Raw genomic sequence first — 15140 nt, 5'->3', positions numbered from 1 at the left:
TATCGGTGGGCGCCGGGGCCGGGCCGTGGACAGCCCGGCCCCGGCTTCTGCTTCAGGCAGGTCCTAGCCCCCGCTGACCGCGTTCGAGGCGATCTGCCCCGCGCTCCACGAGATCGCGTAGCAGCCGGCCGAGGCCCCCAGTGAGCCTCCGAGCGTGGCGGGGGTCGCCGCGGCGACGGCGGCACCGCAGGCTGCTCCGGCCAGGCCGCCGACCACCACACCGGCGACGTCGCCCCACAGCGCCCTGGTGTCGCCCTGGAACAGGTGTGCCGTGCCGGTGATCAGATCTCCGGCCGGGCCCAGCGCGTCGGCGACGGCATTGAGGCTGAGGGTGCCCTGCGGGTCGATGCGGTTGACGGGGTCGCCCTCCGCGTAGAGGTAGGGGTTCTTCTCACGGCCGCTGGGGTCGGGCTGGGTGAAGCGGCCGATGTTCGGGTCGTAGTAGCGGGCCTGGAGGTGGTACAGGCCCGTGGGGTCCTGGTAGGTGCCCGCGAAGCGGTAGGGCTGGGCGACCTGTTCGTCGGTCCGGGCCAGGATGCGGACGCCTCGGGGGCTGTAGGCGTAGGTGTCGACCTTGGTGCCGTTCTCGTCGGCCAGTCCGACCACGCTGCCGATCGCGTCGGTCAGGTAGTAGTAGGTCTTGCCCCCGGTCGTCATGGAGTTCAGGGTGCCCCCGGGCTCCCGGTTGAAGCCCATGTCCACGCCGGCGGTCGTCTTGGCGGACAGGCCGAGGGGGCCGTTGTGGAAGAAGGTGTCACCGAGGCGGATGCGTTCGCTCTGGTCGGTCGAGCCGTACTGTCCTGAGTAGGTCTTGCCGCCCTCGGTGATCGAGCTGAGCTGGGAGTGGTCGGTCCAGGTCTCCCCCGTGCGCACGCGGTCGTCGGTGGAGGCGGCGGCGGTCTCGTTGCCGATCTCGTCGTAGGACCAGGTTCCGGTGGTACTGGACTTGCCCGTCAGTTGCTGGGCGTCGTTGTAGGTGTAGGTGGTGCCGCGCGGGCAGCCCTGTTCGGTGCCCTGGGAGGTGAGGTTGCCGGCCAGGTCGTAGCAGTACTGCCAGGAGTCGGTGAGCGTGCCGCTCTTCTCCTCCTTGGCGTAGGAGAAGCGGCCGGCGCCGTCGTAGGTGTGGCTCCGCTTCAGGCCGCTGACGTTGTCGGTGACGGTACGGATCTTGTTGCCGTCGGTCTTGCCGTCCGTGCCGTAGCCGTAGGAGTACGCCAGGTCGACCAGGGTGCCCTTGGGTGAGGTGGTCCTGATGGTCTGGGGCCGGTTGGAGTTGTCGGGCTTGACCTCCTGCACCGTGCCGCCGGGGTAGGTGGTGGTGGTGCGGACGTCGTTGTTGTTGTAGGCGTACTTCGTCGACCGGCCCTGCGGGTCCTTCAGCTCGATGAGCTTGTTGACCTCGTTCCAGGTGTAGTCGGTGCGGCCTGCCGGGTCCTCGTAGTAGTCGACGTTGCCGGCGGCCGTGTACGCGAGGAGCGTCTGGGAGCCGTCCTGGAGGGTGCGGACGGTCTCCCGCTGGAGGGGGTCGAACTCGTACTTGACGGTTCCGGTGGAGTCCGAGCGCTGGGTCAGGTTGCCGTCTCCGTCGTACCAGTAGCTGACGGTGTCGTGGGTGGAGGACACCGTCTTGACGCGGTCCAGGTTGTCGTAGGTGTAGACGACCTTGACGCCTCGGGCGTCGGTGACGGTCTCGGTGCGGCCCAGCGCGTCGTAGGTGTACGTCGTCCTGGCCAGCGGGGCGGGCGGCTGGGCCCACTCCAGGTTGCCCTTGGCGTCGTAGTGGAAGTCGGTCGTGACCGTCTTCGTCGACGACATCTTCGTCTTGGCCGTGCAGCGCTGGCCCTCGAAGCCGCCGCAGGTCGGGCTCGACCCGTTGTAGGTGTACGTGAGGTTGCCGCCGCCGGTGCCGGTCTGCGCCACCGACATGGTGTTGCCGGCCGTGTCGTAGGTGAACGAGGTCTTCTCGCCGTCGGCGTTGGTGGAGTCCTTCGGTACGTCACCGCCCGCGACGGTCTGCCAGGTGTTGACGGTCCTGCCGCCCGTGGGCGCGGTGACGCTCTCCAGGTTGCCCCGGGCGCTGAAGCCGTAGTCGGTGACATTGCCCGGAGTCGTGCCCGAACCCATCGCGTCGGTCGCGGTGTCGATGTTGTGGTTCGCGTCGAACTTCGTGGACCGCTTGCGGTTCTTGGCGTCCGTGACCTCGGTGACCTGGCCGTTCGCGTCGTGCTGGTACTTGGTGGCGTGCAGCTCGGGGTCCGTCGCGGTGGTCGTGCCGGCGGCGGTCGGGGAGGCGCCGGTGTAGGCGTAGGTCCAGGTCGGGCCCGTGTGGCCGTCGCTGTTGAAGCCGGTGCCGCGCAGCATGGAGGTGACGCGGTTGTCCTCGTCGTAGGTGAAGACGGTGACGCGGCCCTCCGCGGTGGTGATCTTGTCGAGGCGGCCGGAGGAGTCGTAGCGGAAGGTGACCGTCTTGCCCTCGGTGTCGGTGGTGGTGGCCAGGTTGCCCGTGCTGTCCAGGTTGAACACGGCTGTGCGGCCGGTGTTGTCCTTGGCCTGCCACTGCGAGGGGTAGGTCTTGTACAGGTCGATCCAGCGGCCCGAGCGGGTCTCGGTCAGCTTGAAGCCCTTGTGCTCGCCGTCCTCGTCGTGCTGGGTGATGGTGATCGTGCCCTTGTTGCGGTCGGTGACCTTCGTCAGGGTGCCGTTCGCGTCGTAGGTCTCCTTGGCGCCCGACTTCCACTTCGTCAGCGTGTAGGTGCCGTCGGTGTTCTTCTTCAGGTCCTGCGAGTAGCCCTTCGGCGTGGTGAAGGTGCCGTCGCTGTTCTTGGTGAAGCGGACGGCCGCGCCGGAGGCGTCGTAGAAGACGGCTTCCGTGTCGGAGAGGGAGAGGTAGCGCTCGTACTGCTGCCACCAGCGCTGCGAGACCTTCCCCCAGGGCGCGTCCAGGGAGTTGTACGTCCGTGCCAGGGTCAGGCGCTGTCCCACACCGGCGATGTCGAAGTCCGTCGCCGTCAGCATCAGGTTGCCGGTGGAGTAGTCGATCCGGGCGGTGAGCGCGTCCGTGATGGCGAAGCTGGTGAAGCGGTGCCAGGGGACGTCGCCCTGTCCCTCCGGCACCACGTTGGTCAGGGAGGCGTCAGGGGCGGAAGGCCGCGACGCGACGGGCTTGTTGGGGCCGACCTTCACCGCCGGCATCGCAAACTCGGGGCTGTGCGGCCCCCATACCGAGGTGGGTCTCTTGTCGTCGGCGGCCGCACTCGCGGCCGGTAACACCGAGACGGCCAGCGCGGCCGCCGTGATCAGGGCCAGCGCGGGCAGACGGGGCGATCTGGGCATGGCTTCCCCCCACAGGAAGACAGACCCCGGTGACCCCGTTGGTCACCGGGCGCCCACAACCTGACACGGGAAACACACACGAACGCGCGCCGTGCCCCGGAAGTCGTCCCGCATACGGGCCGGAATCAGTCCCACCCCTTGAGTGGGGCGAACCGTTGCAAAAGCGAGGGAAGCGGTATGCAGACCGACGTCATCCGGTCACGAACCATGCACCCAGGAGCCGGAGTCAGTCCGAAAACGACGTGTCAGTGCCCGTTCTGAGCCAGCCGCAGCAGATGGTCCGCCAACGCCTGCCCGCCCACCGGGTCCCGGCTGATCAGCAGCAGCGTGTCGTCGCCCGCGATCGTGCCGAGGATGTCGTGCAGTTCGGCCTGGTCGATGGCCGAGGCGAGGAACTGGGCGGCACCCGGCGGGGTGCGCAGGACCACCAGGTTCGCGGAGGCCTCCGCGGAGATCAGCAGCTCCTGGGACAGGCGCCGCATCCGCTCCTCCTTCGCCGACTCCCCCAGCGGCGCGCGGGGCGTGCGGAAACCGCCCTCGCTCGGCACCGCGTAGATCAGGTCGCCGTCGGTGTTGCGGATCTTGACCGCGTTCAGCTCGTCCAGGTCCCGGGAGAGCGTCGCCTGGGTGACGCTCAGCCCGTCGTCGGAGAGCAGCTTCGCCAACTGGCTCTGCGAGCGCACCGCCTGCCGGTTGAGGATGTCCACGATCCGGCGGTGGCGGGCGGTGCGGGTCTGCGGGAGGGCGGGCCCGTTGCCCCCGTTCTGCTCATGCTCCTGCGCCTGACTCATCGTCGTCTCATTCTCCGGATCGTCCGTCCCCGTTCGCTGCCGCGAGGATGCCGGACAGCGCCCCGAGGAAGGCGTCCACCTCGTCGTCGCCGAGATTCAGCGCCGGCATCAGCCGTACGACGTCAGGGGCGGGCGCGTTCACCAGGAATCCGGCCTCCTGAGCCGCCTGCTGCACCTGGGGCGCGAGCGGCTCGGTGAGCACGATACCCAGGAGGAGGCCCGAACCCCGGACATAATCGATCAACGGGTGGCCGAGGCCCTCGATTCCGTCCCGCAGCTTTCCGCTCTGCCGCTTGACGTTCTCCAGCAACCCCTCGTTCCCGATGGTGTCGAGGACGGCGAGTCCGGCGGCGCAGGCGACGGGGTTGCCGCCGAACGTCGTGCCGTGCTGGCCGGGCTGGAGCAGCTCGGCGGCGCGCCCGAAGGCGACGGTCGCTCCGAGGGGCAGTCCGCCGCCGAGGCCCTTGGCGAGGGTGACCACGTCGGGCAGGACGCCCTCGTGCGCCTGGTACTCGAACCAGTGGCCGGTGCGGCCGATGCCGGTCTGCACCTCGTCCAGGACCAGCAGGGAGCCGGTGGAGGCGGTGATCGCGCGGGCCGCCTTGAGGTAGCCGGCCGGGGGTACCACGACCCCGTTCTCCCCCTGGAGCGGTTCGATGATCACCAGGGCGGTCTCCTCGGTGACCGCGGCCGCCAGGGCCTGCGCGTCGCCGTACGGGACGTGGGTGACGTCGCCGGGCAGCGGCAGGAAGGGGGTCTGTTTGCCGGGCTGGCCGGTCAGCGCGAGGGCGCCCATCGTGCGGCCGTGGAAGCCGCCCTGGGTGGCGACCATGTGCGTCCGCCCGGTCAGGCGGCCGATCTTGAACGCGCCCTCGTTGGCCTCGGCGCCCGAGTTGCAGAAGAAGACCTTGCCGTCACGGCCGAAGAGCTGGAGCAGCCGTTCGGCGAGGGCGACGGGCGGTTCGGCGATGAACAGGTTGGAGACGTGACCGAGGGAGGCGATCTGCCGGCTCACCGCCTCCACGACCGCCGGGTGGGCGTGGCCGAGCGCGTTGACCGCGATGCCGCCGACGAAGTCGAGGTACTCCTTGCCGTCGGCGTCCCACAGCCTGCTGCCCTCGCCGCGCACGAGAGGCAGGCGCGGAGTGCCGTAGTTGTTCATGAGCGCGCCCTGCCAGCGCTGGGTGAGCTCTGCGTTGGTCGCGGTGTCGGTCATTCGGCATCCCCCTCTGGCTCGTCGGCCACGACCATCGTGCCGATGCCCTCGTCGGTGAAGATCTCCAGCAGGATCGAGTGCTGGACCCGCCCGTCGATGACCCGGGCGGTCGTGACGCCGCCCCGCACGGCGTGCAGGCAGCCCTCCATCTTGGGGACCATGCCGGAGCTCAACTCAGGCAGCAGCGTCTCCAGTTGGGAGGCGGTGAGGCGGCTGATCACCTCGTCGCTGTGGGGCCAGTCCTCGTAGAGGCCCTCGACGTCCGTGAGGACCATGAGGGTTTCGGCGCCAAGTGCCGCAGCGAGTGCCGCAGCCGCCGTATCAGCATTGACGTTGTAGACATGTCCGTCGTCCTGGGAGCGGGCGATCGACGAGACGACCGGGATACGGCCGTCGGCGAGCAGGGCCTCGATCGCGCCCGTGTCGATCGCGGTGATCTCGCCCACCCGCCCGATGTCGACCAACTCTCCGTCGATCTCGGGCTGGTGCTTGGTGGCGGTGATGGTGTGCGCGTCCTCGCCGGTGAGTCCCACGGCGAGCGGTCCGTGCTGGTTGAGCAGGCCGACCAGCTCGCGCTGCACCTGCCCGGCGAGCACCATGCGTACGACGTCCATGGCGTCCTCGGTGGTGACGCGCAGGCCCGCCTTGAACTCGCTGACGATGCCGTGCTGGTCGAGGGCGGCGCTGATCTGCGGGCCGCCGCCGTGCACGACGACCGGCTTGAGGCCGGCGTGGTGCAGGAAGACGACGTCCTGCGCGAAGGCGGCCTTCAGGTCCTCGTCGATCATGGCGTTGCCGCCGAACTTGATGACGACGGTCTTGCCGTTGTGGCGGACCAGCCAGGGCAGCGCCTCGATGAGGATCTGCGCCTTGGGCAGCGCGGTGTGTTTGCGGGTCACGTTGCTCATGAGGAATAGGCGCTGTTCTCGTGGACGTAGTCGGCGGTGAGGTCGTTGGTCCAGATGGTGGCGGTCTCGGAACCGGCGGCGAGGTCGGCGACGATGTGCACCTCGCGGTAGCGCATGTCGACCTTCTCGCGGTCCTCGCCGACACCGCCGTTCTTGCACACCCAGACGCCGTTGATGGCGACGTTGAGCTGGTCCGGCTCGAAGGCGGCGGACGTGGTGCCCATCGCGGAGAGCACGCGGCCCCAGTTGGGGTCCTCGCCGTGGATGGCGCACTTGAGGAGGTTGTTGCGGGCGATGGAGCGGCCCACCTCGACGGCGTCGTCCTCGCTCGCCGCGTTGATCACCTCGACCTTGATGTCCTTGCTGGCGCCCTCGGCGTCCCGGATCAGCTGCTGACCGAGGTCGTCGCAGACGTGCCGTACGGCCTCGGCGAACTCCGCGTACTCCGGGGTGACTCCGGCCGCTCCGGAGGCGAGCAGCAGCACGGTGTCGTTGGTGGACATGCAGCCGTCGGAGTCGACGCGGTCGAAGGTGACCTTGGTGGCGGCGCGCAGGGCCCGGTCCAGGGTCGCGTTGTCGAGGTCGGCGTCGGTGGTGAGGACGACCAGCATGGTGGCGAGGCCGGGGGCGAGCATGCCCGCTCCCTTGGCCATGCCGCCGACGGTCCAGCCGTCCTTGGTCACGACGGACGTCTTGTGGACGGTGTCGGTGGTCTTGATGGCGATGGCCGCCTTCTCGCCGCCGTGCTCGCTGAGGGCCTCGGCGGCCGTCTCGACTCCGGGGAGCAGCTTGTCCATCGGCAGGAGGACACCGATGAGGCCGGTGGAGCAGACGGCCACCTCGATGGCACCGCGACCGAGGACCTCGGCGACCTTCTCGGCGGTGGCGTGGGTGTCCTGGAAGCCCTTCGGGCCCGTACAGGCGTTGGCGCCGCCGGAGTTGAGGACGACGGCCGACACCTGGCCGCTCTTGAGCACCTGCTCGGACCACAGCACGGGCGCGGCCTTCACCCGGTTGGAGGTGAAGACACCGGCGGCGGCGCGGCGGGGTCCGTTGTTGACCACGAGGGCCAGGTCCGGGTTGCCGTTCTCCTTGATCCCGGCGGCGATGCCCGCCGCCGTGAACCCCTTGGCTGCCGTGACGCTCACGGTGCGACTCCGATCGTGGAAAGTCCGGTGGTCTCGTCGAGACCCAGGGCGATGTTCATGCTCTGGACGGCACCGCCCGCGGTGCCCTTGGTCAGGTTGTCGATGGCGCTGATCGCGATGATGCGGCCCGCCGCCTCGTCGTACGCGACCTGCACCTGAACGGCGTTGGAACCGTAGACGGACGCCGTCGCGGGCCACTGGCCCTCGGGGAGCAGGTGGACGAAGGGCTCGTCGGCGTAGGTCTTCTCGTAGGCGGCGCGCAGCGAGTCCGCGGTGACGCCGTCGGTGGCCTTGGCGCTGCAGGTGGCGAGGATGCCGCGGGGCATCGGCGCGAGGGTCGGCGTGAAGGAGACGGAGACGCGTTCACCGGCGGCCGCGGAGAAGTTCTGGATCATCTCGGGCGTGTGCCGGTGGCCGCCGCCGACGCCGTACGGCGACATGGAGCCCATGACCTCGCTGCCCAGCAGGTGCGGCTTGGGCGCCTTGCCGGCGCCGGAGGTGCCGGAGGCGGCGACGATCACGGCCTCGTTCGCGGCCAGCCCCGCCGCGTACGCCGGGAACAGCGCGAGCGTGGCGGCCGTCGGGTAGCAACCGGGCACCGCGATGCGCTTGGACCCCTCCAGCGCGGCGCGGGCGCCCGGCAGTTCGGGGAGGCCGTAGGGCCAGGTCCCGGCGTGCGCGGAGCCGTAGAACTTCTCCCAGTCGGCCGCGTCCTTCAGCCGGAAGTCGGCGCCCATGTCGACGACGAGGACGTCGGGGCCGAGCTGCTCGGCGACGGCGGCGGACTGCCCGTGGGGCAGCGCCAGGAAGACGACCTCGTGTCCGGCGAGCACCTCCGGCGTCGTCTCCCGCAGCACACGGTCGGCCAGCGGCAGAAGATGCGGCTGGAGCGCGCCGAGCCGCTGACCGGCGTTGGAGTTGCCCGTCAGGGCGCCGATCTCGATCCCGGGGTGCGCCAGGAGCAGCCGCAGCAGCTCCCCGCCCGCGTATCCACTCGCTCCGGCGACCGCCACACGTACAGCCATGAACCCTCCTCCTGGATGGCATGACTATACGTATCGATGCACGATTATGCAATCTTGGGGCATCCGCCCCCGGGAGCGCCTGTGACTGCGACTTTTAGTCGGCGGATGAGAGTCTTAGTTGGCGGATCTTGGTCTCGTAACGCTGCGTCGCGACCAGTTCCGAAGAGCTGCCCCGCTGCCGATGCGGGACGGCTGGGGCGAGGACATGGAGTGGCCCTGTGCGGGGGTCCCGGCTGACGTGATCGCCGAGTTCACCGGGCACCGGGTCGCCGCGCACCGGGGGAGGCGGGCGTCGGGGAAAAGCCCAGCCGGGGCGGGCAACACAGGTTGCCCGCCCCGGCGTCTACGGGCCCGTATCAGACCATGGTGGGCTGCGGCTCGGAGACAGGAGCCCTCAGACGGCCCGTGGCGTGCAGGCCGTACAGCGCGGCCGCGCAGGCGAGGCCGAGGACGGTCAGCGAGATCCACGGCAGCGCCGGCATCCCGGCAGAGCGGGCCGCGTCGAGCGCGGCGCCGGTGAGCAGGTTCCCGAGGGTGATGCCGATGCCGCAGATGGTGTTGTACAGGCCGTAATGGGTGGCGACAAGCCTGTCACCGCAGAGTCGGACGATGGTGTCCATCTCGAAGGGATAGGCAATCATCGTGCCCACGGCCAGCAACAGCGCGGCCAGCGTCGGCGGCAGCGCCGCGAGCAGCCACAATCCCACGCCGGACTCGGGTACGGGCACTGCCGTGGCGAGCAGCAGGGGCACGAACGCCAGACCCATCACCGCAAGGCCCCGCACGAGGGCCTGGCCGGGCTCGTAGCGGGCCTTGCACCAGGCGGTGACCCTCGTCTGGCCGAGGATGGTGCTCAGACCGGACACCGCGAAGAGCACCGCCACGGCAGCGGTCCCGAACTCCCCGTCGCCGCCCAGCCGTCGCACTTCCAGCGGCAGGGACAGGTAGACCTGGAAGGTCAGGACGTACGAGCCGATCATGGCTGCGGAGAAGAGCAGGAACGGCCGGTTGGCGAGGATGCCCCGCCACTGGGAGAGCACGCTCTCGCGCTCTCCGCCCCGCTCCTGCTCCACGTCCTTGCGCCGGGCGGGCAGCGCGCGGATCTGGACGATGCTGAGCAGGGCGAAGATTCCGGCTGCCACCAGGCAGGTGACGCGGAAGTCCACGCCGGTCAGCACCATGCCCGCCAAGGGGCCGAGCAGAATCCCGGCCTGGTAGAAGACGTTGAACAGCGCGAACGCCTCTACCCGGCGCTCCCCCGCATCCGCGGCGAGATAGGCCCGTACGGCCGGGTTGAACAAGGCCCCGGCCAGTCCTGTTGCCGCCGAGGCGGCGAGCAGCGCGGCCAGTGAGTCCACCAGCCCGAGCGTCGCGAAGCCGACGGTGCGCAGCACACACCCGGCCACGATCATCGGCTTGTAGCCCAGCCGGTCGGCGAGCGTCCCGCCGACCAGGAACATGCCCTGCTGGCTGAAGTTGCGTACGCCGAGAACGAGTCCGACGACCCAGCCTGCCAGCCCGAGGGTGCCGGAGAGGTGGGCCGCCAGATAGGGCATCAGCATGTAGAAGCCGAGGTTGATGGTGAACTGATTCACCATCAACAACTGGACGCTCCGCTCGTAGGAGCGGACCTGCGTGAACAGCCCCTTCACCGGTCCACCTCCGGGGAGTCGGACGCGACCTTGGTGTCGCCGTCCGGGGTGACGTCCTGCGGCGTGCCCTGAAGGGTGAGGGGATCGGCAACTGCTGCGCACCGGGTCCAGCGCGTGACCTCCTTCTCGTCAAGGCGGCCGATCACATCCGGTTCGGGAGCGGGAGGCGTCTCCAGCAGGCCGTGGGCGGCGCAGTAGTCGTCGTCGTACACGGTGCCCAGGTAGCGCTGGGGGCCGTCGGGGAAGATCGCCGCGATGCGGGCGTCCGCGGGCATCGTGCGGGCGAACCAGCAGGCCACCAGGGCGACCGCGCCCACGCTCCAGCCGCCGGTGGCGTAGTGGGAGGCGGCGAGCTGTCGGCAGGTCGACACCGCCTCGTGCGGGGCCACCCAGTGCACCTCGGAGAAGTTCCCGTAGGCGACGTTGCGCGGGTAGATGCTGGAGCCCAGGCCGCGCATCAGCCGGGGCCTGGCGGGCTGGCCGAAGATCGTCGAGCCGATCGTGTCCACGCCGACGACCGTCAGCTCCGGGTAGAGCTGCCGCAGCACCCGGGAGACGCCCGCGGAGTGGCCGCCGGTGCCGACGCTGCACACCAGCACGTCGATGTGGCCCATTTCGGAGGCGAGTTCCAGGGCCAGCGGGGTGTACGCGGCGACGTTGTCCGGGTTGTTGTACTGGTCCGGGCACCAAGAGCCGGGGTGCTGCTCCATCAATCGTTGCACGCGCTCGCGGCGGGCCTGCTGCCAGCCGCCCGTGGGGTGCGGCTCGGAGACGACGTTGACCTGGGCGCCGTACGCGGTCAGCAGCCGGGTCATGGACAACTCCATGCCCGGGTCGGTGACCAGGGTGACCGGGTGTCCGTAGACCATGCCGGCCAGTGCGAGGCCCAGGCCCAGGGTGCCGCTGGTGGACTCGATGATCCGTGCGCCGGGCCGCAGGTCGCCACGGGCGCGGGCCCGCTCGACCATGTAGAGGCCGGGACGGTCCTTGATGCCGCCGGGGTTGAAGCCCTCCAGCTTGGCCCAGAAACCGCGCCCTGCCGGGGCCAGCGGCTCCGACACGCGCAGCAGCGGCGTGTTTCCGACCAGTGCCGACAGTGCGGACTGGCCGGAGGTGAGGGGGTTCTTCGTCAGTGATGTGAGTGACTGCATGCTTCGCTCTCGCTCGATGAATGCACGGTGGGGGGTGATTCATCACGCGCCACGGCGACGGGCACGGACTTGCGTCCGCGTTCCATGCCGTCAGGGCGCGGCAGCCGGCCGTGCCGACTGCGGGGAGAGGGACCTAGATACGCCACCGGGACGTACGAGCAAGCGCCGCCCGGCCGCTGCGTGGTCGTCGCCGTATGTGCGCTACGCCAAGGACAAGCGGACGTCCCAGGACGGCAACCCCGGCAACCATCGCTGCCGGAGCATCCGCGGCGGCGACTGGCTGCTCCAGCGCCGGGGCCGTTGTACGGACGACCGCATCTGACGCGCACTCCTGGGCAGCGTGCGGCGCGTGGGGCTGCGCCCCGCCCGACGCCACCGCCGGAGCTGCGATGGCCTCGGGCATCAGCCTGTGGTGTTCCTCGGCGGTCCCGCCGTGCCCTACGGCGCACAGGATGATCGCCAGCAGCAGGGCGACCCGGATCAGGGTGACGATTCGGCGCGGCCCTAATGAGCCGCTTGGAGCACTTCGGGCGTGCAAGAGCGTATGGGAATGGGGCGGCACAGGTCCTCCGTGCGTCCGCCGCCCTCGACACGGAGGGAGGGAAGCGGCGGGCATGGGTGGTGGGAGGGGAAGGACGCGTCGACGAATCTGGCCGGAATGCGAGTGACCTCGGGCACACGGGCTGGTCTCGTCGGGCGGGACACCCGGCCGAGCCACCCCAGCTGCCCCTCCTGCGTGGACGGGTGCGGTGATGGAACGACCGGGTGGGAGGACTCTGCGGTTCCTAGACCTGCTGCACCACGGACGCTCTCATGGCCTCCGCTGACGCCCCGTGAAGTTCGGCACCGAAAGGCCCCGGCTTCACAGTGGAACGGATGGCAGTGACTGGTTCGCGAACCGACACGGCAAAGCAGGGAGACGCCACTGTTGTCCCCTGCTGAGGCTGTCCGGAAGCGCAATGCTCGGCAGGGTGCGGCGAACCATGACCCTCATCGTCGCCGTCCGTCGCCACGACAGCGAAGCGGGCTGTTTCACCCTGGGCGCCGTGTCCCGTATCGGCCCGGTCCGTCAGGACGGCTGCGGCGCTGGTCGACAGGTGCCCCCTGACGCCCTCGACGTGCACGCCGTGAGCGAAGAGGACACTGAAGAGCAGTACGGCGAGGGCCAGTACGCGTGGCAGCCCGGCAGACACGCGGGACCGCGTTATGCACCGGGGCGACCAAGCCGTGATCATGCCGTGATACTAACGGCTCGAGGACGTTGATCCACCGACTGCCCCGAACCTCGAGTCAACGAGCCATGCGAATGGCCTGTTTGCTTCGGCGACGCGACAGTGGGCTCTCGCCGTGTCGTCCTCGTGGGCGGATCGGGACGACGTGCTGCGCCCCCTCGGCCGCCCTGCTGACAGTCGGCAACCGTTGCGCCCGGCACGATCCCGCCCAGGTCCGCTCCTCGTTCGCCGCGCGCGTGACCGTGCGCCCGGCCGTTGCCCGGCCGCGGATGTCACGAGCACGAGCGCGGCCCCAGCCTCGTGGCCGGGGCCGCGTTCGCCTCAAACGGGCTCGGTCACGCCCGGTAGGCGACGAGGGCCATCATCCCCACCTCGCCGTGGTAGACGTTGTGGCAGTGCAGCATCCACTGCCCGGGGTTGTCGGCGTCGAACACGGCAGACACCGTCTTCTTCGGCAGCACGATCGTGGTGTCCTTGCGGGCGCCGCCATCGCCGAGCTGGAAAGTGTGGCCGTGCAGGTGCATCGGGTGCCACATCCCTGTGGTGTTGACGAAGTCCAGCCGGACCCGCTGCCCCGCCTCGACCAGGAACGGGTCGGCGTCCGGGTTCTCCATGTCGAACCTCTTGCCGTTGACGGCCCAGTTGTACTTGTCCATGCCGCCGGTCAGCTCGACGCGGTGAACGACGTCTGCCTTCTTGGCGGAAAGACGCACCTCGTCGGCCGCCTTCAGAGAGGACGCGGTGAGGACCGAGCCGTCCAGTTCCTTCGGGCGGACGGAGGCGGACGGTGTGCTGCCGGACCCAGTGCGCACCAGGGCGAGGGCGGTCGCGTTCTTGCCCTCGGCGAGTGCGACGAGCGGGAAGGCGCCGTCGCCGAGGGTGACGAGGACGTCGTAGCGTTCCCCCATGCCGATGAGCAGGGCGTCGGTCTGCCGGTGTTCGACGGGGTAGCCGTCGGTGTGGGTGACGGTCATCGTGTGTCCGCCGAGCGCCACCCGGTACGCGGTGTCGCCACCGGCGTTGATGAAACGCAGCCGCACGCGCCGGCCCGGCTTGCCGGTGTACACGTCCGGGTCGGCCGGCACCCTGCCGTTGATGAGGTGGTAGGGGTACTTCACGTCGCCCGCATCGCCGCCGAGGAGGTCGCTGGTGGCGCCCATGAGCATGAACCTCATCGACATGCCGTCACCGTCTCCGGAGGAGGACGCGGAGGGCGAGGCGCTCGTCCCATCCATGTTCATGTCGCCCATGTCATGCCCGGACATGCCGTGGCCGGACATGCTGCCGGAGCTGGACGAGCTGTGGCTGCCCATGTCCATTCCGCCCATGCCCTGGCGGAGTTCGGCGAGGGCCTCGTCGGGGGTGCCGGTGACGCCGTCGAGCCAGTCGTCGAGGACGATGACCCAGTCGTCGTCGTAGGAGAGGGGTTCCTTGGGGTCCTCGACGATCAGCGGTGCGTACAGGCCGCGGTCGAGCTGGACTCCGGAGTGCGGGTGGAACCAGTACGTGCCGGGGTCCGCCGCGACGAAGCGGTAGGTGAAGGTACTGCCGGCGCGCACGTCCCGCTGGGTGACCATCGGTACGCCGTCCATGTCGTCGCGCAGGGCCAGGCCGTGCCAGTGGACCGACGTGGCGGTCTTGTTCGGGAGTTGGTTGGAGAGTTCGGCGACGAGGGTGTCCCCGGCGGAGATGCGGATCTCCTTGCCGGGGGCCTGGCCGTCGTAGGCCCAGGTCTTGGCTTTGACACCGCCGAGGTCGAGCGTCACAGGCGCCGCGGTCAGGGTGACCTTGCGCTCGGCGCCGGTGCCACGGCGCTTCTTCTCGGCGCTGGTGACAGCCGAACTGGAAGGGCTGACCAGGGCGGGCGTGTTCGACGAGGCGCTGCTGCAGGCGGCGAGCGCGCCGGCGCCCGCGGCGCCGAGACCTGCGAGCAGGAGGGAACGACGGTTGATGCTGTTCACGGTAGGGAGTCCTCTTCTCTGAGTGCGCGGCGTCGCGTAAGGGCGTGACGCCATGGCTGCGGACGGTTCCCGGACACGCCGGGAGTCGCGGCCTATATGCGCAGCTGAGAAAGGACGGAGAGCTCGGGCGGGGCTCGTTCGGCGGATCGGGTGGTCGCGGGACCGCGGGAGGGCAGCAGCCGCATCGCGGCGCTCACGGAGAGCGCCTTCCTCGGCGGGGAGAGTTTGACTGTCTCGAAGCTTGCGGCCCCGCAGTGCTGGACACCGTCCGAGCAGGACAGGGCGTTGTCCGCGTGTAGGGCCGGGGTGGCCGTCGCTGCCGGCGGCGCGTCCGGACGGAAGTGGATCGCATCCGGCGATGAGGTGATGGGGTGGCCTTCGTGGCCAGCCATCGCCGCCATCACCATCCCAGCCATGGGCATGGGCGCCGTGGCCCGGGGGCCGGTCATCGCGGTCGAGTCATGGTGGACGAGGACGGCGAGCGCGGCGCAGAGGGCTACCAGCACGCCGAGTGCTGAGCGGCCTGCGTTTCGGGCGGATGCCGGTCTGCGGCATCGCCCCACGCGTTCCTCCACCTGGTCCGTCTCCCGTCACCCGGCGTCTTGAGCAGCCCGACCATATACCCCGTGGGGGTAAAGGACGGAAGCGGCCGCCGGGGTGCCGAGTCACGCATCGGGCGGTCTCGCTCACGACACGAGGCCCCTCTTGTCGCTGAGCACGTTT

11 protein-coding genes are annotated in these 15140 nt (G+C 69.8%); 1 reads left to right on the top strand and 10 read right to left on the bottom strand.

Annotation, left to right across the window (positions count from 1 at the left end; all coding sequences use genetic code 11):
* Positions 1 to 63 precede the first annotated feature (63 nt).
* The 8 genes from ACGFNV_RS26175 to ACGFNV_RS26140 all read right to left on the bottom strand — a co-directional run bounded on the left by ACGFNV_RS26175 (position 64) and on the right by ACGFNV_RS26140 (position 11224).
* A complete protein-coding gene (locus tag ACGFNV_RS26175; protein ID WP_393625427.1) occupies positions 64 to 3333 on the bottom strand; it encodes an RHS repeat-associated core domain-containing protein in 3270 nt (1089 codons plus the stop codon).
* Positions 3334 to 3578: 245 nt separating this feature from the next.
* Positions 3579 to 4124 (bottom strand): arginine repressor, encoded by a 546-nt coding sequence (locus tag ACGFNV_RS26170; protein ID WP_393625426.1) that lies wholly within the window; start codon positions 4122 to 4124, stop codon positions 3579 to 3581.
* Between the two features lie 7 nt (positions 4125 to 4131).
* Positions 4132 to 5340, bottom strand: coding sequence for an acetylornithine transaminase (locus ACGFNV_RS26165; protein ID WP_393625425.1), 1209 nt, complete (start codon positions 5338 to 5340; stop codon positions 4132 to 4134).
* The gene (argB, locus tag ACGFNV_RS26160) at positions 5337 to 6248 is read right to left on the bottom strand and encodes an acetylglutamate kinase (RefSeq protein ID WP_393625424.1); all 912 of its coding nucleotides are present in this window, start codon (positions 6246 to 6248) and stop codon (positions 5337 to 5339) included. Before argB ends, ACGFNV_RS26165 begins: the two co-directional genes overlap by 4 nt.
* Positions 6245 to 7396, bottom strand: a complete 1152-nt coding sequence (gene argJ, locus ACGFNV_RS26155; protein WP_393625423.1) for a bifunctional glutamate N-acetyltransferase/amino-acid acetyltransferase ArgJ — start codon at positions 7394 to 7396, stop codon at positions 6245 to 6247. Before argJ ends, argB begins: the two co-directional genes overlap by 4 nt.
* Positions 7393 to 8421 carry an N-acetyl-gamma-glutamyl-phosphate reductase gene (gene argC / locus ACGFNV_RS26150; protein WP_393625422.1) on the bottom strand — a complete coding sequence of 343 codons (1029 nt, stop codon included), beginning with the start codon at positions 8419 to 8421 and terminating at the stop codon, positions 7393 to 7395. Before argC ends, argJ begins: the two co-directional genes overlap by 4 nt.
* A 356-nt stretch (positions 8422 to 8777) precedes the next feature.
* Positions 8778 to 10073 (bottom strand): MFS transporter, encoded by a 1296-nt coding sequence (locus ACGFNV_RS26145; protein WP_393625421.1) that lies wholly within the window; start codon positions 10071 to 10073, stop codon positions 8778 to 8780.
* Positions 10070 to 11224: a PLP-dependent cysteine synthase family protein gene (locus tag ACGFNV_RS26140; protein ID WP_393625420.1), complete on the bottom strand. Its 1155-nt coding sequence runs from the start codon at positions 11222 to 11224 to the stop codon at positions 10070 to 10072. The genes ACGFNV_RS26145 and ACGFNV_RS26140 overlap by 4 nt, the downstream gene beginning before the upstream one ends.
* A gap of 196 nt (positions 11225 to 11420) precedes the next feature.
* Between ACGFNV_RS26140 and ACGFNV_RS26135 the strand changes: the two genes are divergently transcribed.
* Entirely contained in the window at positions 11421 to 11546 is a 126-nt protein-coding gene (locus ACGFNV_RS26135) for a hypothetical protein (protein ID WP_393625419.1), read from the top strand.
* Between the two features lie 1245 nt (positions 11547 to 12791).
* Here the strand turns inward: ACGFNV_RS26135 and ACGFNV_RS26130 are convergent.
* Both ACGFNV_RS26130 and ACGFNV_RS26125 read right to left on the bottom strand, forming a co-directional pair.
* Positions 12792 to 14417, bottom strand: a complete 1626-nt coding sequence (locus ACGFNV_RS26130) for a multicopper oxidase family protein (RefSeq protein WP_393625418.1) — start codon at positions 14415 to 14417, stop codon at positions 12792 to 12794.
* Between the two features lie 92 nt (positions 14418 to 14509).
* Positions 14510 to 14923, bottom strand: a complete 414-nt coding sequence (locus ACGFNV_RS26125; protein ID WP_393625417.1) for a hypothetical protein — start codon at positions 14921 to 14923, stop codon at positions 14510 to 14512.
* Positions 14924 to 15140: the final 217 nt, after the last annotated feature.

Source organism: Streptomyces sp. NPDC048751, from assembly GCF_043198595.1.
GTDB lineage: Bacteria > Actinomycetota > Actinomycetes > Streptomycetales > Streptomycetaceae > Streptomyces.
Note: the sequence above shows the minus strand (reverse complement) of the source record. Positions and strands in the feature narration are given on the sequence as shown.

Bases quoted from the DNA above. Each gene is read 5' to 3' on its own strand.
- ACGFNV_RS26175 (WP_393625427.1), bottom strand. From the start codon at position 3,333: ATGCCCAGATCGCCCCGTCTGCCCGCGCTGGCCCTGATCACGGCGGCC.
- ACGFNV_RS26170 (WP_393625426.1), bottom strand. From the start codon at position 4,124: ATGAGTCAGGCGCAGGAGCATGAGCAGAACGGGGGCAACGGGCCCGCC.
- ACGFNV_RS26165 (WP_393625425.1), bottom strand. From the start codon at position 5,340: ATGACCGACACCGCGACCAACGCAGAGCTCACCCAGCGCTGGCAGGGC.
- argB (WP_393625424.1), bottom strand. From the start codon at position 6,248: ATGAGCAACGTGACCCGCAAACACACCGCGCTGCCCAAGGCGCAGATC.
- argC (WP_393625422.1), bottom strand. From the start codon at position 8,421: ATGGCTGTACGTGTGGCGGTCGCCGGAGCGAGTGGATACGCGGGCGGG.
- ACGFNV_RS26140 (WP_393625420.1), bottom strand. From the start codon at position 11,224: ATGCAGTCACTCACATCACTGACGAAGAACCCCCTCACCTCCGGCCAG.